Below are 24,788 nucleotides of genomic sequence, written 5' to 3' on the forward strand. Positions count from 1 at the left end.
CCTAGGGGCCGCCGGAGGCGTCCAGGGCGGCCAGCCGGTCGTGCAGCCCGGCGAAGAGGGCCGGCGGGGCCGCGATCACCAGGTCCGGGCCCGCCGGGCGCCCGGCCAGGCCGGCCACCCGGGCGCCCGCCTCGGCGGCGACCAGGCCTCCGGCGGCCTGGTCCCAGGCCGACAACCCCTTCTCGAAGTACGCGTCCAGCCGCCCCTCCGCGACCATGCAGAGGTCCAGCGCGGCGGCGCCGAGGCGACGGATGTCACGTACCGAGGCGATCAGTCCGGCCACCACCGACGCCTGGTGCGCCCGACGGCCGGCGTCGTAGCCGAAACCGGTGCCGACCAGCGCCTGCCCCAGGTCGGTCTCACCCGAGCAGCGCAGCCGGACACCGTCGCGCCACGCCCCGCCGCCGGCCGTGGCGGTCCACTCCTCACCGGTGTGCACGTTGCGCACCACGCCGGCGACCACCGTCCCGTCCACCTCGGCGGCCAGCGACACCGCGCTGTACGGCAACCCGTAGAGGTAGTTCACGGTGCCGTCGATCGGGTCGACGATCCACCGCACCCCGCCCGGTGCCACCGGACCGGTGTCCGTCGTGCCGTACTCCTCGCCGAGGACCGCGTCCCCCGGTCGCAGCCGGCGCAGGGCGTCGAGGACCTGGCGCTCGACGGCCCGGTCGGCGGCCGTGACCACGTCGGTGACCGTGCTCTTGGTCGCCGCCACGGAAACTCCCTCGACCCGCATCCGGTACGCGGTCGACGCGGCGTCCCGCGCCACCTCGATCGCGATCGCCAACAATTCCCGCGTTAACGGTGCCGAACGGTCCATTCCAGGGTCCCCTTCCGGCACGACCGGGGCGTTGCGAACCGTGCGCGAGTATCATCCTTACAAAGTCCACATCTGCGCCGAATCGGCGGTCCCGCCGCCGTTACGCCGTGCGGCGCAGGATGATCGCCGCAGACGGCGTTACAATTCACCCCTACCCACGCGCCGCGGGCCGCCGAGACCACCGGCCGGCCCGGGACACGGGGGTTCCTCAACCACATCGCCCGGCCCGGTTGACCCGCCGTGCCGGACGACCCGGCCGTGCCCGCTCTTCGCCTCCGGAAGGTCATTCGTGACAGAACCCCGCCAGCCCGGCGCCGACGTTCGCTCGCTCACCGACACCCTGATCGCCCATGCGCAGAGCGCTGGCGGTCAGCTCACGTCGGCTCAGCTCGCGCGCACCGTCGAGACCGCCGAGGTGACTCCGGCCCAGGCCAAGAAGATCCTGCGGGCGCTCTCCGAGGCGGGAGTGACCGTGGTGGTGGACGGCTCGGCCAGCACCCGCCGCCGGGTCGCCGCAGCTCGCTCGACGACCCCGGCGTCCCGAGCCACCACCGCCAAGACGACCAAGAAGGCCGCCGCGCCCGCCCCGAAGCAGGCGCCCGCCTCCGACGAGGCGGCGGCGACGCCCGCCCCGCGCAAGGTGGCCGCTCGCAAGACCGCCGGGGTCGCCGCCGCGGCAGCCACCCCGGCCAAGGCGACCAAGTCCACCCGCGCGACCAAGGCCACCGTGGCCGCGGCGGCCGGCGCCAAGCCGGTCAAGGCAGCCGGCAAGGGCGAGGGCGCCGAGGGTGAAATCGACCCGGAGGAGCTCGCCGCCACCATCGAGGACGTGGTGGTCGAGGAGCCGGCCGAGCTGGCCCAGGCCGCCGAGACCGACGCCGCCGCGTCGGCCACCGACAACGACTTCGAGTGGGACGACGAGGAGTCCGAGGCGCTCAAGCAGGCTCGGCGCGACGCCGAGCTGACCGCCTCCGCCGACTCCGTGCGGGCGTACCTGAAGCAGATCGGCAAGGTCCCGCTGCTCAACGCCGAGCAGGAGGTGGAGCTGGCCAAGCGGATCGAGGCCGGGCTCTACGCCGCCGAGCAGCTGCGCGCGGCCGACGAGGGCGAGGAGAAGCTCGCCCGGGAGATGGTCCGCGACCTGGGCTGGATCTCCCGCGACGGCGAGCGCGCCAAGAACCACCTGCTCGAGGCGAACCTCCGTCTGGTCGTGTCCCTGGCCAAGCGGTACACGGGACGCGGCATGGCCTTCCTCGACCTCATCCAGGAGGGCAACCTCGGTCTCATCCGGGCGGTCGAGAAGTTCGACTACACCAAGGGCTACAAGTTCTCCACGTACGCCACCTGGTGGATCCGGCAGGCCATCACCCGCGCCATGGCCGACCAGGCCCGCACCATCCGTATCCCGGTGCACATGGTCGAGGTCATCAACAAGCTCGGCCGCATACAGCGTGAGCTGCTCCAGGACCTGGGCCGCGAGCCCACTCCGGAGGAACTGGCCAAGGAGATGGACATCACACCCGAGAAGGTGCTGGAGATCCAGCAGTACGCTCGGGAGCCCATCTCGCTGGACCAGACCATCGGCGACGAGGGCGACAGTCAGCTCGGTGACTTCATCGAGGACTCCGAGGCCGTGGTCGCCGTCGACGCCGTCTCGTTCTCGCTCCTGCAGGACCAGCTCCAGCAGGTGCTGCAGACGCTCTCCGAGCGTGAGGCGGGCGTCGTACGGCTGCGCTTCGGCCTGACCGACGGTCAGCCGCGGACGCTGGACGAGATCGGGCAGGTCTACGGGGTGACCCGGGAGCGGATCCGCCAAATCGAGTCCAAGACGATGTCCAAGCTGCGACACCCGTCCCGGTCACAGGTTCTCCGGGATTACCTGGACTGAGCCTGTTTCGTCAACCGAACGTGTCGTTTTGACCACCTGGCGTGCAACGCCAGGTGGTGATCGTCCGGATACACGAATGTGATCGTTGACGTGGCACCCTGGGTTCACGGCACACTGTCCCTGCCATGTGTGACCTCGGTCCCCCGCGGGCACACAGGGAAGGCAAGGCCCAGCACGGGTGTTGCACGATAGGTGAGCAACGACCGAAGAGATTGTTCATCGGTGACGACCAGAGGAGGAAGGCGATGACCCCGACCCTCACGCCGCCGCCCGAGACGGTGGCTCCCCCAGCCGCCGATGAACGGTGCGACCGCTGCAATGCTGCCGGCAAGCTCCGTATCTCTCTCTCGGGTGGGAGCGAGTTGGTGTTCTGTGGGCACCACGCGAACAAGTACGCGGAGGATCTCGTGAAGATCACCGTTCGGTTCGCGACGGACCCCGAGTTCACCTGGCGTGGCGCCGATCTGATGGCGAACTAAGTCCGCGACCGACATAGCCGACCGGAGGTACCCCACACGGGGTGCCTCCGGTCGGCTTTTCCCTGCCCAGCCCTGCCCAGCGCCCGCCAATATCCACGCAACTTCGGGGATATTGCTGATTCCGACGCGCGAGAGGCAGCAACATCCCCGAAGTTGCGCAGATCTTGGGCACCGGGCCCTCCCCGCGCCCCGCGCCGCCGCGCGCCCCGCGCCCCGCCGCGCCGCGCGCCCCGCCCCGCGCCGCGCCGCGCCGCGCCGCGCCGACCAAGATCGTGCTCGAACCAGGATGTAGTGGCCTCACAGACCGTGACACCACTACATCAGTGATCGAGCACGATCTTGGTGGGCACGCGACACCTGGGGGCACGCGACACCTGAGGGCACGCGACACCTGAGGGCACGCGACACCTGAGGGCGCGGGGGCCTGGGGGCGGGGTGCGTCGAATACGCGGGGTGCCTCGAATGCGCGGGGTGCCTCCGCAACCCGGGGGTGCCCGGGTTGCGGAGGCGCCGGATGCCCGCCGTGCGTCCGTGCCGGGGTCGTGGGGTGCGTGGGGTCAGAGGGTCTGCACGGTGGCGATGCGTTCCTCGAGCTGTTCGATGGTGGCCTGGGCGCTCGGCGGCCCACCGCAGAGCCGGCGCAGCTCGGCGTGGATCTTGCCGTGCGGCTGGCCGGTGCGGTGGTGCCGGGCGGCCACCAGAGCGTTGAGTTGGCGCCGGAGCGCCACACGACGCTGGGCGGCACTCAGGGGTACCGGAGGCGCCGCCGAGGGCGCAGCGGCCGGCTGAGCGGCCCGCTCGGCGGTACGGCGACGCTGGGCGGCCAGTTGGTCCGCCTGCCGCTTGGTCAGCAACAGGGAGACCTGGTCGGCGGTGAGCAGACCGGGCAGGCCCAGGTACTCCTCCTCCTCGGGCGTGCCGGCCTGCGCGGCGGTCCCGAACGACGCGCCGTCGAAGATCACCTGGTCCAGTTCGGCGGTGGCCGAGAGCGCGGCGAACCGCTTCTCCAGCTCCCCGCTGGCCTGGTCGTCGCGCTGCGCGCGTTCCAGCAGGTCGTCGTCGAGGCCGTCGGACTCCTTGGGCTTGCCCAGGACGTGGTCCCGCTCGTTCTCCATCTCGCTGGCCAGCCCGAGCAGGTGCGGCACGCTGGGCAGGAACACCGAGGCGGTCTCACCGGGGCGGCGGGCCCGCACGAACCGGCCGATCGCCTGGGCGAAGTACAGCGGGGTGCTGGCGCTGGTGGCGTAGACGCCGACGGCGAGCCGGGGGATGTCGACGCCCTCGGACACCATCCGCACCGCGACCAGCCACCGCTGGTCGGACGCCGCGAACGTCGCGATCCGCGCGGACGCGCCCTGGTCGTCGGAGAGGACCACGGCGGCCTTCTCACCGGTCACCTGCTCGATCAGCTTGGCGTACGAGCGTGCGGTCTGCTGGTCGGTGGCGATGATCAGGCCACCGGCGTCGGGCATCCCCGCGTTACGCAGCACGGTGAGCCGGGCGTCGGCGGCACGCAGCACCTGCGGCATCCAGTCCCCCGCCGGGTCCAGGGCGGTACGCCACGCCTGCGCCACCAGATCCTGGGTCATCGGCTCGCCGAGGCGGGCCGCCAGCTCGTCCCCGGCGTTGGTACGCCAGCGGGTCTCCCCCGAGTACGCGAGGAAGAGCACCGGCCGGACGACCCCGTCGCGCAGCGCGTCGGCGTAGCCGTACACCGAGTCGGCGCGGGAGCGCAGCAGCCCGTCACCGCCCCGCTCGTACTCGACGAACGGGATGGGGTTGTCGTCGGAGCGGAACGGCGTGCCGGTGAGCATGAGCCGGCGTACGGCCGGCTCGAAGGCGGCCTTGACACCGTCGCCCCAGGTGCGGGAGTCACCGGCGTGGTGGATCTCGTCGAGGATGACCAGGGTGCGACGGGTCATCGTGCGTCGCCGGTGCACCTGCGGGGCCATGCCGACCTGGGCGTAGGTGATCACCGCGCCGTGGAAGTCGGCGGCGGAGTGCACGTCGGCGTTACGGAACGCGGCGTCGAGCTGGATGCCCACCCGGGCCGCGGCCTCGGCCCACTGGGTCTTCAGGTGCTCGGTCGGGGCCACCACGGTGACCGCCTCGACGGTGCCGTCGGCGAGCAGTTCGGCGGCGATGCGCAGGGCGAAGGTGGTCTTGCCGGCGCCCGGGGTGGCGACCGCGGTGAAGTCGTCGGTACGCCGGCGCAGGTACTCCACCAGGGCCTTGCGCTGCCAGGCTCGCAGTGCCGGGAACGTCTCGAGCACCGGCGTCCGGGCTGCCACGCGAAGCTCCTCTCCGACCGCACCAGGGCGGACACCGGGCGAGGGCCACGAGTACCGCCGCCCATGAAAACGCCTCCGCGCAGTAGCTGCCGCGAAGGCCGACTCAGCATAACCAGCGCGCGCCCGCAGGCCCAGGCGACGCCACGCTGGTCACATTGGCAACGGCGGTGCGACGGGCCTCACCAGGGGTCGCCGGTGTGCGGTGGACGCAGGGTCGCCACCGGCGCGGACCAGCGTCGGCGCAGCGCGACCAGGCGCAACCCGAACACGCCGACGGCGGCGGCGGTGAGCGGCACCGGGCCGGTCTGGCCGGTCAGGTGGAGCAGAGCGACCGCGACCGATCCGACCAGCGCGGCCACCGCGTAGATCTCCCGGCGCAGCACCACGGGGATCTCCGCGGTGAGCAGGTCGCGGCCGAGCCCGCCGCCGATGGCGGTCAGCATGCCGATCAGGCAGGCGCCGACGGCCGGCACCCGGGCGTCGAGCGCCTTGAGTGTGCCGGTCACGGTGAACAACGCGAGGCCCGCCGCGTCGAGCACCAGCACGGTGGTGCGCAGCCGGGCAAGTTGCGGGTGCAGCCAGAACACGGCGACCGCGGTGATCGCGGCGGTCGCGGCGTACCGCCAGTCGGCGAAGGCCAGCGGTGGCACCTCGTCGATGACGAGGTCGCGGAAGATGCCGCCGCCGAGCGCGGCCACGAAGCCGACGAACGCGACGCCGAAGAGGTCGAGCCGTTTGGCCACCGCGGCCGAGGCCCCGGAGGCGGCGAACACCGCGACCCCGGTCAGGTCGGCGAGGAGCAGGGCGGTGGAGGTGGTCACCGCCGCAGGCTACGTCGCCGGCCGAAGGACCGGCCGGGGTTCACTCGCGGTACGAGTCGTAGATCTCCTTGCACTTGGGGCAGACCGGGGAGCCCGGCTTGGCCGCCTTGGTGACCGGGAAGGTCTCTCCGCAGAGCGCGACGACGAAGGTGCCCATGACGGCACTCTCGGCGATCTTCTCCTTGCGGACGTAGTGGAACATTTCCGGACCGGTGTCGGCGTCCTTCAGCTCCGGACGCTCGAGAACCTCTGTGCTCACGTCTGCACCTCCAACCGACAAGTTTGGCAGGTCATCACGGCCGGGTCCACTTGAGGCCGGCCGACGTCCGACCCCGTACGGTGCCCGGGTGACTGACTTTCGCATCAGCTACGGCACCGAGGTCGCCGCAGCCCTGCGCGACGGCCGACCCGTCGTCGCCCTGGAGAGCACCATCGTCTCGCACGGCCTGCCCCGCCCGCAGAACCTGCGGGTGGCGCGGGAGATCGAGCAGGCGGTCCGGGACGCCGGGGCGGTGCCGGCGACGATCGGCATGATCCGTGGCGATCTGGTGGTCGGCCTGGACGACGCGCAGCTGACCCGACTGGCCACCGTCGATGGTGTGACGAAGCTCTCGGTGCGGGACCTGGCCGTGGCGGCGGCCGCCGGCGCGGACGGCGCCACCACCGTGGCCGCGACCAGCGCGGTGGCCGCGGCGGCCGGGATCGGGGTGTTCGCGACCGGTGGGTTGGGCGGGGTGCACCGGGAGGCGGAGCACACCTTCGACGAGTCGGCGGACCTCGTCACCCTGGCCCAGACGCCGATCACGGTGGTCTGCGCCGGAGTCAAGTCGATCCTCGACGTGGGCGCGACGTTGGAGCGCCTGGAGACCCTCGGGGTCGCCGTGCTCGGCTACCGCACCCGACGGTTCCCCGGCTTCTACCTCACCGACGCCGGCTTCGACCTGGACTGGTCGGTGGACTCGCCGGAGCAGGTCGCCGCCGTACTGGCCGCCAGGGACGAGCACGCCGTGCACACCGGCGCGCTGCTCGTCGCCAACCCGCTGCCGGTCGACGAGCAGCTCGACCCCGAGCTGCACGACCGGACTCTCGCCGACGGCCTGGCCCTGCTGGAGCGGGACGGGGTGACCGGCAAGGCCGTCACGCCGTACCTGCTGGCGCACTTCCACTCGGCCACCGAGGGCGCGAGCCTCGCGGTCAACATCCGGATCATCCTGCGCAACGCCGACCTGGCCGCGCGCATCGCGGTCGCCACGGTCGCCCGCGCCTCCGCCGTCCCGGCATGACCCCTGGGACCCGGGTGGTCGTCGTCGGAGACGTGATCACCGACGTGGTCGCGGTGCTCACCGGGCCGCTCGCGGCGGGCACGGACACCGAGGCCGGGATCAGCCTCGGCGGCGGCGGCCAGGCGGCCAACACCGCCGCCTGGGTGGCCGCCCAGGGGTTGGCCGTCACGCTGGTCGGCGCGGTCGGCGACGACGACGCGGGGCGCGACCGGGCGGCCGAGTTGGCCCGCGCGGGCGTGGACTGCGTCCTCGATCGGGTGCCGGGCGTACCCACCGGCACGGTGGTCGTGCTGACCGGCGACGGCGAGCGGACCATGATCACGTCGCGGGGCGCGAACCTGCGGTTGAGCGCCGAGCACGTCGACAAGGCCCTCGCGGCGGCGCCCGACGCGGGGCATCTGCACCTGTCCGCGTACACCCTGTTGGACGCCGCGTCGCGCGCAGCGGGGCTGCGGGCGTTGGCCGCCGCCCGCGAGCGCGGGCTCACCACCAGCGTCGACGCGGCCTCCGCGGGGCCGCTGCGGCGCGTCGGCGCGCGGGCCTTCCTGGGTTGGGTACGCGATGTCGACCTGCTCCTGGTCAACGCGGACGAGGCCACGGTGCTGGCCGGCGGTCTGGACCCGGCGGCGCAGGGGCGGGCGTTGTCGGCGACGGCCCGGCGGGTGGTGGTCAAACGTGGCGCGGCGGGGGCGGTGTGGGTCGAGGGCCGCCCGGCAGCGGTCAGCGTGGCAGCGGCCCGGCGGGTGGCGGTGGTGGACGTCACCGGGGCCGGCGACGCCTTCGCGGCCGGGCTGCTGACCGCCTGGCTCGGCGGGGCCACCGCGACCGCGGCCCTGGACCGCGCGACCGAACTGGGGGCGCTGGCCGTCTCCAGCGTCGGCGCCCGACCACCGGCCTGAGACGTCGGAGCCCTGGCCCGCGGGGCGGGTCAGGGCTCGACGTCGATGATCTTGTGAGGGCGCTCCTCGGCGGTGAGGCTCATGGGTGGGGTCTCGACCCGCCGCCGCGGGTGGAACCGGTTGGACAGCCGGTGCTCCTCCTTGGGCGGTCGGTCGTTCGCCAGGAGCACGGCTAGCCACGGGATGAGCACCATGCCGAGGGCGCACAGCGGCAGCCAGAGCCAGAGCAGGGGAGCGTTCGCGCCGACCAGGATCGCTCCGGCGACGATGCAGGCCACCCGGATGCCCATCATGAGGACATAGCGGCGCTGACGGCTCGTGAGCTGATCGTGCTGGCTGCGCGAGGCATCGGTGATCAGAATCGGCTCGTACGCCTGACGCTTCACCAGGGACCTCCTCGAGGGGATTACGCCCCATCCTGTCACCACGAAGCCGTGATCAGCGAATATCGAGTCATCCCGGTACGTGTTACGCGCGTGGTACGCTGCGCGACGTGGGCAGCAGGTTCAGCTTCACCGACGAGGCGTTGGCCAACCTGAGGGTCTACGACGTCACGCCCGGGGAAGTCTGGGAGGCGCTGCACAGCGCGCGACGGGTCATCCGCCACCTGGGCGACGACGTGATGGTGGTCTACGCCGCCGCCCGCCGGGGCCGTCGCCTGGCGGTGCTGCTCGCCGAGGCCGATGGCACCGACAACGACTGGGACATCCTCTCCGCCCGCGAGCTGAGCGACGCCGAGTCCAAGCGCTACGACGAGGCCGTGCGGAGAGATCGCCGATGAGGGGGGCCGTGACGATGCACCGCAACGACGCGACGAAGCAGTTCCACAGCGGCGACGACCGGCTCGCCGAGCTGATCGACGAGAGCCCCGCGGTGGACCTGCCCACACCCGACACCGACGTGCCGATGGTCAGCCGGTCGGTCCGGCTGCCGCTGGAGACCTACGAGCGGGTCCGCGCCGCCGCCGACGCCCGGGGCATCGGGGTCACCACGCTGATGCGGCAGTGGATCGAGGCCGGCCTCGCCGACCTCGACGACTCGGCCACCGTCTCGCTGGCCGACGTCCGGCGCGCGCTGGCCTCCCTGGCGCACCCCACCGCCGCCTGAACGTCAGCCCTGATCGGCCTTCGCCGCCGCCTTCATCTGCTGCTTGTACTCCCGCACCCGGCGCAGCGAGTCGGCGTCGGTGACGTCCGCCACCGACCGGTACGCGCCGGGGTCGCCGTACCCGCCGGCCGCCGTCCGCCAGTCCTGCGGGGTCACCCCGAACCGCTTGCCCAGCAGCGCCACGAAGATCTGCGCCTTCTGCCTGCCGAAGCCGGGCAGGTCGGCGACGCGCCGCAGCAGCTCCGGCCCGTCGGCGACGCCCGACCACAGCAGCGCCGCGTCGCCGTCGTAGCGCTCCACGAGCACCCGGCAGACCTCCTGCACCCGCGTCGCCATCGCCTTGGGGAACCGGTGCAGGGCGGGCGGAGTGGCGAAGAGCGCGATCAGCGCGTCCGTGTCGTAGCCGGCCAGCTCCGCCGCGTCCAGGTCGTGACCGAGCCGCTGCGCCAGCACGTACGGCGAGGAGAAGGCCTTCTCCATCGGCACCTGCTGGTCCAGGGTCATGCCGATGAGCAGGGCCAGCGGGCTGCGCTCCAGCAGTCGGTTGGCCTCGGGGCCGATGGGAAGCACGAGCGTCATGGCCACCATCGTGCCCCGCCCACCGACCCGGTCGGACACCGACGCTCCGACGTCCGTCGGCGGGTGCCGCCGACCCGGGACGCGACGCGGGGCAGGATGGCGACGTGGACGAACACGACATGCTGCTCTCCCCCGCCGGCGTCGACGCCCTGCGGACCGCGCTGACCCGGGCCGGGTTCACCAGCAACGGCATCGCCGAACGGCTCGGCCCGCAGGCCACCGCCTCGGTCGCGCGCAACGACTACCGGGCCGCGCTGCGCGCAACCGAGGACCGCGATCCGCTCGCCACGCTGATCCGGCTGTTCATCTGCGACCAGACCGAACCGGAGACTGCCGTCGCCGCCGCGCTGGCACCGTTGGGGCTCGCCGAGGCGCTGGCCGGCGGGATCGTCGAGCGGTACGACGAGGGCCTGCGCGCGGGCGTCGACCTGGAACCGTACGGCGACGACTGGTGGGTGCTCGCCGACGTGCCGGCCTCGGCCCGGCCCGGTCGACCCCTGCACGCCGAACACGTGCTCGGTATCGGCGGGGCCACCCACACCCTGATCGGGGCGACCGTACGCCGGCCGGTCGGCGCCGCGTTGGACCTGGGCACCGGCTCCGGCGTGCAGGCCCTGCACCTCGCGACCCACGCCGACACGGTGACTGCCACGGACCTCTCCGAGCGGGCCCTGCGCTTCGCGGCGACCAACGCCGCCCTCAACGGCCAGGACTGGGAGCTGCTGCGCGGCGACATGGTCGCGCCGGTGGCCGGCCGTCGATTCGACCTGGTGGTGAGCAACCCACCGTTCGTGGTGGGCCCGGGCACCACCACACACGTCTACCGCGACTCGGGTCGGGTGGGTGACGCCATCGCCGCCGAGCTCGCCGCCGCCGCCCCCGGCCTGCTCACCGAGGGCGGCACCATGCAGTACCTCGCGAACTGGGTGCACGTCGCCGGTGAGGAGTGGGACGAGCGGGTGGCCGGCTGGTTCGCGGGAACCGGCCTGGACGCCTGGGTGATCCAGCGCGAGGTCGCCGATCCGATGGCGTACGTCGACCTGTGGCTCACCGACGTCGGTGAGGGCGCCGACCCGCAACGGGCGGCCGTCTGGCTGGACTGGTTCGACCAGCACAAGATCGAGGCGATCGGCTTCGGGATCGTGTCCCTGCGCCGCGGCGGCCACGCCGATCCGGTGGTCCGCGTGGAGGACCTGCGCCAGCGGGTCCAGCCGCCGCTGGGCGACCAGATCGGCGCGTGGTTCGACCGCCAGGACTTCCTGCGGGTACGGGACACGGAGGCGTTGCTCGCCGAACGCTACCGGGCCGCCGACGGTCTCCAGCTCCGCCAGGAGGCCACCATGGGTGACGAGGGCTGGGCGGTCGACCGGCAGGTGCTCGCGATGCCGCACGGCCTGCGCTGGACCGAGGAGATCGACCCGTTGGTGCTGGCGCTGGTCGGCGGGGCGGACGGCCGCCTACCGCTCCGCGACCAGCTCGCCCTGCTCGCGGCCGCCCACGACGTCGAACCCGCCGAGATGGCCGAGGCCGCCGGCCCGATCGTCGCGCACCTGGTCGAGCGCGGCTTCATCCAGCCGGTGACCGAGTGATGCCGCGGACCGGCGCGGCGACGCTGCCGCCGACTCCTGCGGCGGCAGCGGTGCCCACGGCGGCGGCGCTGGTGCCGACGGCGGCGGTGGTGCGCTGATGCGGGCCGTGGTGCAGACGGTCGGGCGGGCCAGCGTGACGGTGGACGACGAGGTCGTCGGTGCGATCGAGGACGGCCTGCTGGTGCTGCTCGGCGTGACGCACACCGACACCGCCGAGACCGCCGCGACGATGGCCCGCAAGGTGCACGAGCTGCGCATCCTGGACGACGAGCGGTCCGCCGCCGACGTCGGGGCGCCGATCCTGGTGGTCAGCCAGTTCACCCTCTACGGCGACGCCCGCAAGGGCCGCCGTCCGAGTTGGACAGCAGCGGCCCCCGCCGAGATGGCCGAACCCCTGGTGATGGCGGTGGTGGAAGCCCTGCGCCAACGCGGCGCGAAGGTCGAGACCGGCCGCTTCCGCACCCACATGCTCGTGGAAAGCACCAACACAGGCCCCAAAACAATCCTCCTAGACCTCTAACCCCTCCCCTCCCCTCCCCTTCCCCCCTCCCCTCCTCCCTCTCCCCTTCCCCCCTCCCCGCGTCGATCAAGAGGTTCGCGTCAAATTCCGCACGATTCTTGACGCAAACCTCTTGATCACCGGGAGCGTCGGGGGCGCCGGGAGCGCCGGGGCGCCGGGGCACCGGGGCACCGGGGCACCGGGGCACCGGGGCACCGGGGCACCGGGGCACCGGGGCACCGGGGCACCGGGAGCGTCGGGGGGCCCGGGGGGTGGGCGGCAAGCGGGCTGGTGACAGTTTTTTGTGGCGATCCTGCGGGATTGCTGTCGGGTCCGCGATCAGCTCACTCCCGTTTCACGTCCCGCCCGCCAAGCTGTGTCTCACACCGGCACCACTGGGCCGGAGACACGGCACAGACGTGGGATACGGGGAGACGAAGATGACGGAACACCGGACGCGCCCGGCCACCAGCACCGAGACCGAGGCCCTCACCGACCTGGACGCCACCGACGAGCGCGGCATCTCCACCGACCTGGTCCGGGCGTACCTCAACGGCATCGGCCGGACGAAGCTGCTGACGGCCGCGCAGGAGGTCGAGCTGGCCCGGCGGGTCGAGGCCGGACTGTTCGCCGAGGAGAAGCTCGCCACCTGCACTCCGGTCTCGGACGAACTGCGGGCCGACCTGGAGCTGATCGTCGTCGAGGGCCGCGCGGCCAAGGACCACCTGCTGGAGGCGAACCTGCGGCTGGTGGTCAGCATCGCCAAGCGCTACACCGGACGCGGGATGGCCTTCCTCGACCTCATCCAGGAGGGCAACCTCGGTCTGATCCGGGCGGTGGAGAAGTTCGACTACGCCAAGGGCTACAAGTTCTCCACGTACGCCACCTGGTGGATCCGGCAGGCCATCACCCGCGCCATGGCCGACCAGGCCCGCACCATCCGTATCCCGGTGCACATGGTCGAGCAGGTCAACCGGATGGTCCGGGCCCGCCGCGAGCTGGCGGTGACGCTGGGCCGCGAGCCAGGCGTCGCGGAGATCGCCCGGGCGCTGGAGATCCCCGAGTTCCAGGTCATCGAACTCATCTCGTACGACCGGGAGCCGGTCAGCCTGGACCAGGCCGTCGGCGACGACGGGGAGAGCGCGCTCGGTGACTTCGTGGCCGCGGTGGACCCGCGTACCGACCCGGGCGAGGGGGCCGCGCAGGGCGAGTTGCGCAACGAGGTGAGTGTCGTGCTGGCCACGCTGTCGCAGCGGGAGCAGGCGGTCATCCGGCTCCGGTTCGGGCTGGACGACGGCCGGCAGCGCACCCTGGACGAGGTCGGCCGGGAGTTCGGCCTTTCCCGCGAGCGTATCCGGCAGATCGAGAAGGGGACGCTGCTGAAGCTGCGCGCGCCGGAGCGGGCCCAGCGCCTGGAGGCGTACGCCTGCTGACGCGCCCGAAGTTGTGGAAGGCCCTGGCGGTTCGCCGGGGCCTTCCCCCTTGCCGCGATGGTTGACTGGAGACCCGACGAGAGGCCACCCGTGAACTGGACGCTGGAAGTCGTGATCGTGCCCGTGTCGGATGTGGACCGGGCGAAGAGCTTCTACGCCGACCAGCTTGGTTTCGCCGTCGACCACGACACCGTGATCGGTGACGACGCGCGCATCGTGCAGCTGACCCCGCCCGGTTCCGGCTGTTCGATCGTGGTCGGCAAGGGCGTCGTCCCGGAGATGCCGCCCGGCTCGCTCAGGGGCCTGCAACTGGTCGTGCCCGACCTGAAGCGGGCCCACGCCGAGCTGGTCGAGCGGGGCGTGCGGGTCAGCGAGATCCAGGTGGTGGGCGTCAACCCCCGACCGGTGCCCGACCCGCTGGACAATGTCGGCTTCGTCTTCTTCGCCGACCCGGACGGCAACACCTGGGGCGTACAGCAGATCTCCAGCCGCGCCTGACCGACGCGCGCCCTCACAGGCGGCGGGGGCCGGTGTCCGGCCGGGCGGCCACGCCGCCGACGCGTACCTGGGCGTGCAGGACCGAGATGCCGTCCGGGCGGGCGAGCACCGGATTGAGGGTGACCGAACGTACCCGGGGCTGCTCGTCGGCGAGCTGACCGACCCGCAGCAGCAGGTCGGCCAGGGCCGCGCGGTCCACCGGCGCGGCGCCCCGGTGTCCCCGCAACAGCGGCGCCGCGCGGGGCTCGTCCACCAGTTCGGCGGCGTCGGTGTCGGTGAGCGGCACCGCCCGCCAGGCCCGGTCCCCGAGCAGGTCGGTGGCGACTCCCCCGAGGCCGAAGCCGACCACCGGGCCGAACGCCGGATCTTCCACCAGTTCCACCACGCAGGCCACCCCGGGCGGGACCATCGGCTGCACCAGCACGTCCGCGCCGAAGCCGGCGGCCATCTCGGTGTACGCGCGGCGGACGCCGGCCTCGTCGCGCAGGTCGAGACGGACCGCTCCCAGGTCGAGCCGGTGCCGCAGCCCCGGATCGGCAGCCTTGAGCGCCACCGGGAGACCCACCCTCGCCGCCGCTTCGGCCGCCGCGTCGACCGTGTCCACGAGCGTCGACGGCACGGTCCCGATGCCGTACGCGGCCAGCAGCGCCCCCGCGTCGACGGGGTCGGCGCGCAGCGCGGCCTGCGCGGCGTCCCGGTCGATGCGGGGCAGCTCGGGTGCCACGCCGGACGGGCGGCCCAGCCACCGCGCGTACCGGTGCACCCGGGCGAGGGCGCGGACAGATTCCTCCACGCCGCCGTACGCGGGCACCCCGGCGGGCAGCCGGCCGACCAGGAAGGTCGCCACGGTCGGTTTGCCCAGGGCGAGGGCCGCCGGAAGGGCAGCGGTGACGTCGGCGTCCACGTCGGTGCGTTGACCGGGCAGCGGTGGGGCGAAGACCACCACGAGGGCGTCCACCCGGTCGTCGCCGGCCGTCTCGGCGAGGGCGGTGGCGAACTCGGCGGCCCCGGCGCTGGGCCCGACGTCACGGGGGTAGCCGTCGGCCACGGTCAGGCCCTGCGCGACGCACGCCCTCGCCGCCAACCCGGTCAGCGCCGACGAGTTGCCGACCACGCCGACCCGGTCGCCGGTGGGCAGGGGCTGGTTGGCCAGCAGCACCCCCACGTCGAGCAGTTCCGCCACCGTGTCCACCCGGATCACCCCGGACTGGGCGAAGAGCGCGGCCACCGCCACCTCGTCCGGGCCGGCGGCGTCACCGACCCCGGGCGGGCGGGCCGGCGAGGCGAGCGCCACCACCGGTTTGGCGCGACCGATCCGCCGGGCCAGCCGGGCGAACTTGCGCGGGTTACCGAACGTCTCCAGGTACAGCATGATCACGTCGGTGCCGGGGTCGTCCTGCCAGTACTGCAACAGGTCGTTGCCGGACACGTCGGCCCGGTTGCCGGCGGAGACGAAGCTGGACAGGCCGAGGCCACGCCGGTCCGCCTCGGCGAGCAGCGCCACCCCGAACGCGCCGGACTGGCTGAAGATCCCCACCCGACCGGCCGGCGGCAGCGCGGGCGCGAGCGTGGCGTTGAGGCGTACCGTCGGATCGGTGTTGGCCACGCCCAGACAGTTCGGGCCGACCACGCGCATGCCGGCGGCGTGGGCCGCGCGGACCAGCGACCGCTGGGTGGCCGCGCCCTCGCCGCCGGCTTCGGCGAAGCCGGCCGAGATCACGACGAGGCCGTGCACGCCGGCGGCGGCCGCGTCGGCGACCACCGCGGTCGCCGCCTCCGGCGGGACCGCCACCACCGCCAGGTCCACCGCCACCTGGGCGTCGACAGCGCTCGGGTACGCGGGCAGCCCGGCCACCGTGGACGCGCTCGGATGCACCGGCACGACCGCGCCGGTGAACCCGCCGTCGCGCAGGTGCCCGAGCACCGCCGCGCCGACGCCCTGCCCGGTGGCGCTCGCGCCGTAGACGGCGATGCCCCGCGGCGCGAGCAGGCGGGCGATCGAACGCGCCTCGGTGCGGTGCTCCCGGCCGCGCTGCACCTCCAGGGTGGCCTCGGTCGGGGCGATCGGGAAGCTCAGGTGCACCACGCCGTCGGCGTACGCGCGCTGGACCTGGTAGCCGAAGTCGGCGAAGACCCGCAGCATCGTCCCGTTGGCCGGCAGCACCTCGGCGACGAAGCTCATGATGCCGTTGCGCCGGGCGGCGTCGGCCAGGTGCTCCATCAGCACCGAGCCGATGCCCCGGCCCTGGAAGGCGTCCTCCACCACGAAGGCCACCTCCGCCTCGGGCGCCTGCGGGCCCAGGCGCTCGTACCGGCCAACCGCGACGATCTGGTCGGCGGCCAGCACCACGAACGCCTCCCGGTCGTGGTGGTCGACCGTGACGAAGCGGATCAGGTCGCGTTCCGGGATGCGCGGGTACGGCGAGAAGTACCGCAGGTAGCGGGTGCGCTCGGAGAACCGGCTGTGCATCGCCACCACGCCCGGCGCGTCCGTCGGGTCGATCTGTCGCAACTGGACCGTGCTGCCATCGCTGAGCAGCACGTCGGCGGGTTGGTCCACATTCGTCACCGGAAACGGCCCGGCTCAGTCCCGCGGATCGTACGGATCGAGCCCGAGCAGCGGGAAGACGGTCTTGCGGGTCGCCGCGATGGCCCGGTCCACCGCGTTCGGCTCGCCCGTCGGCTGCCACGGCTCGTACGACGGGTCGGCGTCGTCGGTCATCCGCAGCGGGATCTCCCGGCCCGGTCGACGGGCCGCCGCCAACTCCCGCCAGGCGAGCGGGGTGAGTGTCGCCGGGTCGATCGGGTCGCCGGTCGCCACGGCCAGCAGGTGCGTCCACGCCCGGGGCACCGCCTCGACCAGCGCGTACCCGCCACCGCCGGTCGCCACCCAGCGGCCCTCGCACAGCTCGTCGGCGAGCGACCGCAGCGCAAGGTAGGTGGCGCGCTGCCCGTCCACCGTCAGGTTCAGGTCGGCCAGCGGGTCCAGCCGGTGCCCGTCCGCGCCGCACTGGGTGACGAGCACCTGCGGGCGGAACGCGCGCAGCACCGACGGCACGATCGCGTGGAACGCCCGCTGCCAGCCGGCGTCGTCGACGCCCGGAGGCAGCGGCATGTTCACCGCGCTGCCCCCGGCCCCCGGCCCGCCGGTCTCGTCGGGAAAGCCGGTACCGGGAAAGAGCGCCAGCGGCGTCTCGTGCAGGCTGACCGTGAGCACCCGCGGGTCGTCCCAGAAGATGTCCTGCACACCGTCGCCGTGGTGCACGTCCACGTCGACGTACGCGATCCGCTCCGCGCCCAGGTCGAGCAGCCGGGCGATGGCCACCGCCGGGTCGTTGTAGACGCAGAAACCGGACGCCCGGGCGGGCATCGCGTGGTGCAGGCCACCGGCCACGTTGACGGCCCGACGGGCGTCCCCCCGCCAGACCGCCTCCGCGGCGGCAACCGTCGCGCCGGCGATCAACGCGCTGGACTCGTGCATCCCCTCGAAGATCGGGTTGTCGGAGGTGCCCAGCCCGTACCCGGCGAACAGCGGGTCGCGCGGCGCGGCCCGTACGGCGGCCAGGTAGGCCGGGTCGTGCACGCGGGTCAGCAGGGCGTCGTCGGCGGGCTCCGGCTTGACCACGCGCACACCGGGTCGGGTCAGGACGCCCAACTCCTGGGCGAGCGCGACGGTCAGCTCCACCCGGACCGGGTCGAGCGGATGGTCACCCAGGTTGTAGGCGAGCAGCGCGGGGTCCCACACCACCACCGTGTCGTCGGACATGAGCCCATCGTCGCACGAGGACCGTCGTCGGCCCGTCGCACGCGCTGGTCAGCGCTCTGGTGTCGGCCCGGTGGCGACCGGCCGGGACGCGTCGGCGACCCAGTTGCTCCACGACCCGACGTACAGCGCGGCGTCCGGCCGGCCGGCCAGGTGCAGCGCGAGGACCGCCTGCGCGGCGGTGACACCGGAACCGCAGTACGCCCCGACCTCCCGCGCCCCCTGGACGCCGACGGCGGCGAACCGGTCCCGCAGCACCTCGGCGGCCGGGAAGCGCCCGTCGGCGCCCACGTACTCGCCGGCGGGCAGGTTCGCCGCGCCCGGCACGTGACCGGCGACCGGATCGATCGGTTCGACCTCGCCCCGGAAGCGCGGCGCCGCGCGCACGTCGAGCAGCACGGCGTCGTCCGCGCAGGCCAGGGCGGCGGCCTGCCCGGCGTCGAGCACCGGGAGCGCACCGGGGCGCACCTCGACGTCGCCAGGGCGCGGGGTGGGCGCTTCGGTGGAGACCGGTCGGCCGGCGGCGACCCAGGCCGGGAAGCCCCCGTGCAGCAGGCGCACCGGCCGGTGCCCGACCCACCGCAACGTCCACCAGGCGCGGGCGGCGGCCAGGCCGTCGCCGCCGTCGTACACCACCACGGGGTGACCGGAACGGACGCCGGCGGCCCGCAGCACCCCCCGCAGCGCGCCCGGGTCGGGCAGCGGGTGCCGGCCGCCGACGCCGGGCGGCCCGCACAGCGCGGTGTCCAGGTCGACGAAGACCGCGCCGGGCAGGTGGCCGGCCAGGTAGTCGTCGTGGCCGGGCGGGCCGGTGAGCCGCCAGCGGACGTCGAGCAGGGTGGGCGGGTCGGCGTGGTCGAGTTCGGTGGCGAGCCGGTCCACCTCGACGAGCAGCTCCTCGGTACCGGACATGGCGACCATCCAACACCATCCGGGTCAGCACGGTGCGATTCGGCAGCGGTCGCTCGGCGCGCGGCAGGGTAGCATCGTGCATCGGAGGGCCGCTTACCTTATGAAGTCTCACGATCTGGTCGACACGACCGAGATGTACCTGCGCACCATCCTCGAGCTGGAGGAGGAGGGAGTGCCGCCGCTGCGCGCCCGGATCGCCGAGCGCCTCAAGCAGAGCGGCCCCACCGTCAGCCAGACCGTGGCCCGGATGGAGCGCGACGGCCTGCTCACCGTCGAGGGCGACCGGCACCTGACGCTCACCGCGCTCGGCCGGGGCACCGCCGTGGCCGTGATGCGCAAGCACCGCCTCGCCGAGCTGCTGCTCGTCAACGTCATCGGGATGCCCTACGAGGAGGCCCACGAGGAGGCCTGCCGCTGGGAGCACGTGATGAGCGACGCCGTCGAGAAGCGGGTGTACGACCTGCTCAACCGGCCGACCCGCTCGCCGTACGGCAACCCGATCCCGGGTCTGGAGGAGCTGGGCTCCCCCGGGGCCCCGGCCAGCGAGGCCGGCGAGGGCGAGCGCAACCTGGCGTTCCCCGGGCTGTCCGGGCCGGTCGTGGTCCGCCGGATCTGCGAGAGCGTGCAGACCGACTCCGACGTGCTGCGCCAACTGCACGCCGCGGGCGTCGACCCGGGCGCCACGGTGACCGTGGCCCAGGAGCGCGACGGGGTGTCGATCGACCGCTCCGGTGACCGGGTACGGCTGCCCCGCGAGGTCGCCTCCCGGGTCTTCGTCGCCGCCAGCTGACCGGGACTCGGGCGGTCACAGCGCCCGAGTGTCGACCTTCTTGGCCACGGCGATCAGCTCAGCGGCCAGCTTGTCCGCAGCAGTGCGCTCGCCCCGGGCGCCGGTCCAGGTCAGGGTGGCGAGTCGGCCGTCGGTGGCCAGCCAACCGACCTCGGCGACCGGCCCGTGCCCGCCGCTCGCGGCGGCCGTCCGCCGGTACGCCTGCTGACCCAGGCCGGTGACCTTCGTCGCCTTGTCGGGCACCACGTCCGCGCCGAAGGTGGTCTTGTCGATGCTGGTCTCGGACACGCTGAGCGTCAGCTCCGGCAGCGCCGCGCGCTCGGCCCGGACCACGCAGGTGTGGGTGTCGTTCCGCTCGCTGGCCGCCGCCACGTCGAAGCGCACCTTGACGATCTCTTCGATCACCGCGAAGTCCAGCAGCCGGCACGCCCCGCCCGACGAGGCCGCCGCCACGTCCAGGGCCACCGGCGCCGGTGGTGGCACCGCCACCGGCCCGGCCTCGGCGGCACAGCCGCTCACCAGCAGGCCCGCCAGCCCGGCGACCACGATCCGCCCGCGCACGTTCCACCCTCTCGCCGACCGACGGCGGAAGGGGCCCGCCGGATGTCCGTCGGAAACCGTACGGGGTGTCCGGGTCCGGCGGAAGTCCTCATTCCGAGGGTGGATCGTCCACGTACGGGCAGTGCCGGCAACCCCGTCCGCAGCACGTGCCACGACGGGCCAGGAAGGCGGCGCTGAGCACGAACAGACCCGTCGCCGGATCGGGGTAACCGGCCTCTCCGGCGGCCAGCGCGGCGTCGTGCGCGGCGAGGATCCGGGCCCGGTCGGGGTGCTCGGGCGGCAGGCGGGACGGGTGCGGCTCGGTGAGCGGCCGGCCGGCCAGGGGTCGTCGCTCTCCGCTCACCGGGCCAGTCTGCTTGAGTCTCCACCGGGGGGAGACGCGAGGGTGGGGGCATGAGCGGTGACGAGCGGTACACGATCGGCGACCTGGCCCGGCGCACCGGCCTGAGCGTCAAGACCATCCGCTACTACGCCGACAGCGGGATCGTCCCGCCGACCGACCGGAGCTCCGCCGGCTACCGCCTGTTCGACGCCGCGGCGGTCGCCCGGCTGGAACTCGTCCGGACGTTGCGTGACCTGGGCGTCGACCTGGCCGCCATCCGTCGGGTGGTGGACCGCGAGGCACCCCTGCGCGAGGTGGCGGCCACCCACGCGCAGGCCTTGGCGGCGCAGATCCGCGTGTTACGACTGCGCCAGGCGGTGCTGACCGTCGCCGCACGGCGCGGGGCCGGCCCGGCGGAGGTCGACGACCTGCGCCGGTTGGCCCAGCTCACCGCCCACGAACGGGCGCACCTGGTGGACGACTTCCTGGACAGCGTCTGCACCGGCGATCCGCCGATGTACCCGGGTGTGCTCGTCTCGATGACGCCGGAGCTGCCCGACGACCCCACGGCCGAGCAGGTGCAGGCGTGGCTGGAGCTGGCCGAGCTGTGCCGCGACCCGACCTTCCGGACGAGCATGCGGCGGCTCGCCCGCCAGCACGCCGCCGACAACGAGGTGCCCGGACTCCCCCGCCCGGACGCCGTCGCCCTGGTCCGGGACGGGGTGGCGGCTGCCCTGGCCGCCGGTCTCGATCCGGCTGGGCCCGAGGCCGATCCGGTGGTCGCGGCGGTCACCGGCCGGTACGCCCGCCTGCACGGCCTCGCCGACGACGCCGACCTGCGCCGACGGATGCTGGACCGGCTGGTCCTGGCCAACGACCCCCGCCGGGACCGCTACCTCGACCTGCTGTCGGTGATCAACGGCTGGTCGGGTGGGGGCGCGGTCGCGCCGGCCGTGGGCTGGTTCGTCCGAGCGCTGCGCGTCCGGATGCCGGTGGAGGCTCGGTCTCAGCCGAACCAGGTCATCGCCTGACCATGGCCCCGGGTCCAGGCCAACGGCTTGCCGTCCAGCGCGAGGACGTTGTGCAACGCCGCGTTCGGCGAGTCGGGTAGCCCCTCGTGGGGCAGCACCTCCGGGGCCTCGTTCGCGATCCAGTGCCCTGGCAGCTCACCGACCAGCCGCACGAACGCGTCCCGGCGCGCGGCGGGCACCTGATAGAGCACGGACGTGTGGAAGACCACGAGCGTCGCGTCGGCCGGCGCGCGGGCCGCCAGTGCCGGCAGGTCGTCCACCAGGTCGCCCCGGACCAGCAGCGGCGGGTCGGCGGCGGCGACCGCCGCCGCCGCGCGCAGCCGGGCCCGCCGGTGCGCGTGCTCCGGCCAGATCAGGGCGTCCAACCAGGACACGTCGTCGGGGTCGCGCACGTCGAGCGGGTTCAGGTCGAGGCCGGCCCGCCACACCACCTGGGGTACGCGCCCAGGCGGCACCAACCCGCTGGCCGCGCACTCCAGGACGGGCCCGCCGTCGCCGACCTCGTGCTCGCCGTACCGGTAGGCGTACCGGTCGGGATAGAGGCACAGCCCGGCCGACGCGCCGACCTCCAGCAGGGCGAGGGGCTGCGGCAGCGCGGCGAGCACCGGCAGCAGCACCGCGCACCGGCCCGCCTCGTTCGTCTGGGTGGCCCTGCGCTTCAGCTCGGTGTCGATTGCCGGCCAGTGGGCCAGCACGTAGTCGTGGAACGCGGTCGGGTCGTCGACCGGGCCGCCCAGCCAGCGGACCACGCCGTACAGCAGGTTCGGCTGGCGCTTAGCCGGCGGGAGCCCGTCGAGCAGGGCGAGCAGGGCGTGGTCGTCGGCGACGGCGTACGACAGCCGCTCGTACGTGGGTGAGACCCCGTACGCCTCGCGGCGGGCGAACTCGACGTACGCCTCGGCGGTTGTCATGCCCTGATCGTCGCAGCCCATTGGCCGGAAATTCAGCCCCCGGACCCGTGCGCTGGCTCACCCACCTTCTAGAGTGCTGCCGCGGCCAAACCGCTGAGCAGCAGCTCAGCCGGCCGGCGCAGCGGAAGGGAACACGTCGTGCGGGGTGACAATGTCCGGGTACTCATCGTCGGCGGGGGCATCGCCGGGCTGGCGACGGTCGCCGCGTTGCGTCCGTGGGGCGCGACGGTCGACGTGGTCGAGCGGGCACCCGGGCCGACCGACTCCGGCACCGGCATCTACCTCACCGGCAACGCGACCCGCATGCTCGACGTCCTCGGGCTGCGCGAGCCGGTCGCCGACGTCGCCGTGGAGATCACCCGGCAGCGCAGCGCCAACCAGCAGGGACGTCGCCTCTTCGACATCGACGTGACCGCGCTGTGGCAGGGCGTCGGCCCGTGCGTGTCGCTGCCGAGGGCGCGACTGCACCGGGCCCTGGCGGCCGGCGTCGGAGACGCCCCGATCCGCTGGGGTCGCCACCCGGTCGCGCTCGACCCGGAGGGCGACCGGGTCGCCGTCGAGTTCGACGACGGCAGCACCGGACGGTACGACCTGGTGATCGGCGCGGACGGGGTGCACTCGACGGTGCGCCGGCTCGCCTTCGCCGGTCAGGCGGCCCGCGACCTGGGCCAGTACGCGTACCGCTGGGTCGCTCCCCGGATCGACGACGAGCCGTTCTGGTCGGTGCAGCTGGGGCGGGGCCGGCAGTTCCTGACCATCCCGATCAGCGCCGAGCACACGTACTGCTACTACAACGACGGCCCGGTGGCCGACCGGCCGGGCTGGCGCGACGACGTGGCCGCGTCGTTCACCGAGCCGGCGGCGACCATGCTCAAGGCCCTCGACCACGACGACAGCACCCTGCACGCCGGCCCGAACCAGGAGGTCGTCCTCGACTCCTGGACCCGCGGGCCGGTGCTGCTGATCGGCGACGCCGCCCACGCCACCTCGCCGAACATGGCCCAGGGCGCGGCGATGGCGCTGGAGGACGCGGTCGTGCTCGCCTCGTCGCTGGCCGCCGCCGACTCCCTCCCCGAGGCGCTACGGGGGTACGAGGCGCGGCGACGCCCCCGCACCAACTGGGTGCTCAGCCAGACCCACCGCCGGGACAAGGCCACCGGCCTCCCGCCCGCGCTGCGCGACCTGGTGATGCGCCGCCTCGGTGAGCAGATGTTCCGCTCGAACTACGGTCCGCTGTTCGCCCAGCCCTGACCCCCGTCGGGTCGGTCGGGACACATTCCACGATCATGCGCCCGGATTCCACGACCCGTTCAGCCGCCACCGCGCCCGGCTCACCAGGCTGGGTGGACGGTCGCCAGGCACGGCCGGCAGCAGCGGATCCGGGGAGTGGAGCCAGTGCGCAGACAGTGGACGAGCTGGGCGTTCGCCGCAGTGGCGACCGGTGTGGTGGTCGGCGTCGTGCCGTCTGCCGTGGCGGGCGCGATGGACGGCGCGCGGGCAGCACCCTCGGCATGATCCCTTGATGCTGACCAGTCGTGGCCGAGCTGCTGCGACTGGTCAGCATCAGATGATCGTGCCGGTGTTCTGAGCAGGAACTGGCTCACGCAGCCGGCTTGTCAGGCCACTCAGCCCGGCAGGGCGAGTTCCAGATCGCGACGGGTCAGGGCGGCGCGCAACCGCAACCCTTCGGCGGCCAGATTCTCCCGCCCGCCCTGCTCGCGGTCGATCGCACAGATCACCGACTCGACTGTCGCGCCGTTGGCCCGTAACTGCCGACACGACGCGAGCAAGGCGCCGCCGGTGGTGACCACGTCCTCGATCACCACGACCCGCCGGCCGTCCACGGGAGCGCCCTCGGCGGCCTTGCCGGTGCCGTACTCCTTCGCCTGCTTGCGGACGAAGGCGGTCGGCAGCCCGGTCAACTGGGACATCACGGTGGCGATCGGGATACCGCCCATCTCCATCGCTGCCAGCACGTCACACTCGGGCAGCAGGGCGACCATCGCCTCGGCCACCTCCCGCAACAGGCCGGGCTGCGCCTCGAACAGGTACTTGTCGAAGTACTCGTCGCTCGTCTGACCGGAGCGCAGGCGGAACGACCCGGTCAGGTGACACGTTTCGTAGACGCGACGCGCGAGGGGAGAAGTCACGCGGCGAGCCTCGCATCTCCCCGGCCGGCAACCAACCTCCGTGCCCACTGCGGTGGAGATCGAATTCGGCTGACAACGCCCAACTTCGCGGACATCTCCCGAACCGGAACTGAGCCTCGCAAACAGCGCTGCCCCGACCTCCACCAAGGAGGCCGGGGC

General features: G+C 73.4%; 26 protein-coding genes. 13 read left to right on the plus strand and 13 right to left on the minus strand.

Features of this window, described 5'->3' with window-relative positions; all coding sequences use genetic code 11:
- Nucleotide 1: 1 nt before the first annotated feature.
- Nucleotides 2-823, minus strand: coding sequence for an inositol monophosphatase family protein (locus AB0J36_RS15835; RefSeq protein ID WP_357122714.1), 822 nt, complete (start codon nucleotides 821-823; stop codon nucleotides 2-4).
- 289 nt (nucleotides 824-1,112) lie between these two features.
- On the opposite strand from AB0J36_RS15835, the gene AB0J36_RS15840 reads away from it, so the two are divergent.
- Nucleotides 1,113-2,711 carry an RNA polymerase sigma factor gene (locus AB0J36_RS15840; protein WP_357122711.1) on the plus strand — a complete coding sequence of 533 codons (1,599 nt, stop codon included), beginning with the start codon at nucleotides 1,113-1,115 and terminating at the stop codon, nucleotides 2,709-2,711.
- Between the two features lie 245 nt (nucleotides 2,712-2,956).
- Nucleotides 2,957-3,190: a hypothetical protein gene (locus AB0J36_RS15845; RefSeq protein WP_355053276.1), complete on the plus strand. Its 234-nt coding sequence runs from the start codon at nucleotides 2,957-2,959 to the stop codon at nucleotides 3,188-3,190.
- 557 nt (nucleotides 3,191-3,747) lie between these two features.
- Here the strand turns inward: AB0J36_RS15845 and AB0J36_RS15850 are convergent.
- The 3 genes from AB0J36_RS15850 to AB0J36_RS15860 form a co-directional block, all read right to left on the minus strand.
- Entirely contained in the window at nucleotides 3,748-5,481 is a 1,734-nt protein-coding gene (locus tag AB0J36_RS15850; protein WP_357175252.1) for a DEAD/DEAH box helicase, read from the minus strand.
- 179 nt (nucleotides 5,482-5,660) lie between these two features.
- The gene (locus AB0J36_RS15855; protein WP_357122704.1) at nucleotides 5,661-6,302 is read right to left on the minus strand and encodes a trimeric intracellular cation channel family protein; all 642 of its coding nucleotides are present in this window, start codon (nucleotides 6,300-6,302) and stop codon (nucleotides 5,661-5,663) included.
- Nucleotides 6,303-6,342: 40 nt separating this feature from the next.
- Nucleotides 6,343-6,561, minus strand: coding sequence for a DUF3039 domain-containing protein (locus AB0J36_RS15860; protein WP_007456912.1), 219 nt, complete (start codon nucleotides 6,559-6,561; stop codon nucleotides 6,343-6,345).
- A gap of 88 nt (nucleotides 6,562-6,649) precedes the next feature.
- Between AB0J36_RS15860 and AB0J36_RS15865 the strand changes: the two genes are divergently transcribed.
- Both AB0J36_RS15865 and AB0J36_RS15870 read left to right on the plus strand, forming a co-directional pair.
- Complete coding sequence (locus AB0J36_RS15865; RefSeq protein ID WP_357122700.1) at nucleotides 6,650-7,585, plus strand: pseudouridine-5'-phosphate glycosidase; 936 nt, start codon at nucleotides 6,650-6,652, stop codon at nucleotides 7,583-7,585.
- A complete protein-coding gene (locus tag AB0J36_RS15870) occupies nucleotides 7,582-8,484 on the plus strand; it encodes a PfkB family carbohydrate kinase (RefSeq protein ID WP_357122697.1) in 903 nt (300 codons plus the stop codon). Before AB0J36_RS15865 ends, AB0J36_RS15870 begins: the two co-directional genes overlap by 4 nt.
- A gap of 29 nt (nucleotides 8,485-8,513) precedes the next feature.
- On the opposite strand, the gene AB0J36_RS15875 is transcribed toward AB0J36_RS15870, so the two are convergent.
- Complete coding sequence (locus AB0J36_RS15875; protein WP_357123360.1) at nucleotides 8,514-8,873, minus strand: DUF3099 domain-containing protein; 360 nt, start codon at nucleotides 8,871-8,873, stop codon at nucleotides 8,514-8,516.
- Nucleotides 8,874-8,977: 104 nt separating this feature from the next.
- On the opposite strand from AB0J36_RS15875, the gene AB0J36_RS15880 reads away from it, so the two are divergent.
- Entirely contained in the window at nucleotides 8,978-9,265 is a 288-nt protein-coding gene (locus AB0J36_RS15880) for a hypothetical protein (protein ID WP_282261710.1), read from the plus strand.
- 14 nt (nucleotides 9,266-9,279) lie between these two features.
- Nucleotides 9,280-9,591 (plus strand): hypothetical protein, encoded by a 312-nt coding sequence (locus AB0J36_RS15885; protein ID WP_363660806.1) that lies wholly within the window; start codon nucleotides 9,280-9,282, stop codon nucleotides 9,589-9,591.
- Between the two features lie 3 nt (nucleotides 9,592-9,594).
- Here AB0J36_RS15885 and AB0J36_RS15890 read toward each other — a convergent pair whose 3' ends face one another.
- Complete coding sequence (locus AB0J36_RS15890; protein WP_357123357.1) at nucleotides 9,595-10,179, minus strand: HhH-GPD-type base excision DNA repair protein; 585 nt, start codon at nucleotides 10,177-10,179, stop codon at nucleotides 9,595-9,597.
- 95 nt (nucleotides 10,180-10,274) lie between these two features.
- Here AB0J36_RS15890 and AB0J36_RS15895 point away from each other — a divergent pair, with 95 nt between their 5' ends.
- From AB0J36_RS15895 to AB0J36_RS15910, 4 genes are all read left to right on the plus strand, one after another.
- Nucleotides 10,275-11,759, plus strand: a complete 1,485-nt coding sequence (locus tag AB0J36_RS15895) for a methyltransferase (protein ID WP_357122693.1) — start codon at nucleotides 10,275-10,277, stop codon at nucleotides 11,757-11,759.
- A gap of 97 nt (nucleotides 11,760-11,856) precedes the next feature.
- Nucleotides 11,857-12,279, plus strand: coding sequence for a D-aminoacyl-tRNA deacylase (gene dtd / locus AB0J36_RS15900; RefSeq protein ID WP_357122687.1), 423 nt, complete (start codon nucleotides 11,857-11,859; stop codon nucleotides 12,277-12,279).
- A gap of 419 nt (nucleotides 12,280-12,698) precedes the next feature.
- Complete coding sequence (sigB, locus tag AB0J36_RS15905) at nucleotides 12,699-13,691, plus strand: RNA polymerase sigma factor SigB (protein ID WP_357122684.1); 993 nt, start codon at nucleotides 12,699-12,701, stop codon at nucleotides 13,689-13,691.
- A gap of 90 nt (nucleotides 13,692-13,781) precedes the next feature.
- Complete coding sequence (locus AB0J36_RS15910; protein WP_357123354.1) at nucleotides 13,782-14,189, plus strand: VOC family protein; 408 nt, start codon at nucleotides 13,782-13,784, stop codon at nucleotides 14,187-14,189.
- Between the two features lie 13 nt (nucleotides 14,190-14,202).
- On the opposite strand, the gene AB0J36_RS15915 is transcribed toward AB0J36_RS15910, so the two are convergent.
- Genes AB0J36_RS15915 through AB0J36_RS15925 form a run of 3 tightly spaced genes read right to left on the minus strand, consistent with a single transcriptional unit; the run spans nucleotide 14,203 to nucleotide 18,864 of the window.
- Nucleotides 14,203-16,758, minus strand: a complete 2,556-nt coding sequence (locus AB0J36_RS15915; protein ID WP_363660800.1) for a GNAT family N-acetyltransferase — start codon at nucleotides 16,756-16,758, stop codon at nucleotides 14,203-14,205.
- A gap of 15 nt (nucleotides 16,759-16,773) precedes the next feature.
- Nucleotides 16,774-17,955: an acetoin utilization protein AcuC gene (locus AB0J36_RS15920; protein ID WP_357393607.1), complete on the minus strand. Its 1,182-nt coding sequence runs from the start codon at nucleotides 17,953-17,955 to the stop codon at nucleotides 16,774-16,776.
- Nucleotides 17,956-18,003: 48 nt separating this feature from the next.
- Nucleotides 18,004-18,864 carry a sulfurtransferase gene (locus AB0J36_RS15925; RefSeq protein ID WP_357393609.1) on the minus strand — a complete coding sequence of 287 codons (861 nt, stop codon included), beginning with the start codon at nucleotides 18,862-18,864 and terminating at the stop codon, nucleotides 18,004-18,006.
- Nucleotides 18,865-18,964: 100 nt separating this feature from the next.
- Between AB0J36_RS15925 and AB0J36_RS15930 the strand changes: the two genes are divergently transcribed.
- On the plus strand, nucleotides 18,965-19,654 hold the full coding sequence (locus tag AB0J36_RS15930; protein WP_355053263.1) for a metal-dependent transcriptional regulator: 690 nt from the start codon (nucleotides 18,965-18,967) through the stop codon (nucleotides 19,652-19,654).
- Nucleotides 19,655-19,669: 15 nt separating this feature from the next.
- Here the strand turns inward: AB0J36_RS15930 and AB0J36_RS15935 are convergent, their stop codons facing one another.
- Together AB0J36_RS15935 and AB0J36_RS15940 are read right to left on the minus strand one after the other, a co-directional pair.
- Nucleotides 19,670-20,215 (minus strand): hypothetical protein, encoded by a 546-nt coding sequence (locus AB0J36_RS15935; RefSeq protein WP_357122672.1) that lies wholly within the window; start codon nucleotides 20,213-20,215, stop codon nucleotides 19,670-19,672.
- A gap of 88 nt (nucleotides 20,216-20,303) precedes the next feature.
- Nucleotides 20,304-20,558 (minus strand): DUF5522 domain-containing protein, encoded by a 255-nt coding sequence (locus tag AB0J36_RS15940; protein WP_363660801.1) that lies wholly within the window; start codon nucleotides 20,556-20,558, stop codon nucleotides 20,304-20,306.
- Between the two features lie 50 nt (nucleotides 20,559-20,608).
- On the opposite strand from AB0J36_RS15940, the gene AB0J36_RS15945 reads away from it, so the two are divergent.
- A complete protein-coding gene (locus tag AB0J36_RS15945) occupies nucleotides 20,609-21,568 on the plus strand; it encodes a MerR family transcriptional regulator (RefSeq protein ID WP_357393617.1) in 960 nt (319 codons plus the stop codon).
- Here the strand turns inward: AB0J36_RS15945 and AB0J36_RS15950 are convergent.
- Entirely contained in the window at nucleotides 21,544-22,479 is a 936-nt protein-coding gene (locus tag AB0J36_RS15950) for a DUF2332 domain-containing protein (RefSeq protein WP_357122664.1), read from the minus strand. The two genes, AB0J36_RS15945 and AB0J36_RS15950, sit on opposite strands and share 25 nt — an antisense overlap.
- A gap of 138 nt (nucleotides 22,480-22,617) precedes the next feature.
- Between AB0J36_RS15950 and AB0J36_RS15955 the strand changes: the two genes are divergently transcribed.
- Nucleotides 22,618-23,730, plus strand: coding sequence for an FAD-dependent monooxygenase (locus tag AB0J36_RS15955; RefSeq protein ID WP_357393619.1), 1,113 nt, complete (start codon nucleotides 22,618-22,620; stop codon nucleotides 23,728-23,730).
- A 374-nt stretch (nucleotides 23,731-24,104) separates the two neighbouring features.
- On the opposite strand, the gene pyrE is transcribed toward AB0J36_RS15955, so the two are convergent.
- On the minus strand, nucleotides 24,105-24,629 hold the full coding sequence (gene pyrE, locus AB0J36_RS15960) for an orotate phosphoribosyltransferase (protein WP_363660802.1): 525 nt from the start codon (nucleotides 24,627-24,629) through the stop codon (nucleotides 24,105-24,107).
- Nucleotides 24,630-24,788 lie beyond the last annotated feature (159 nt).

It is taken from the genome of Micromonospora sp. NPDC049662 (assembly GCF_040675055.1).
Classification (GTDB): Bacteria; Actinomycetota; Actinomycetes; order Mycobacteriales; family Micromonosporaceae; genus Micromonospora.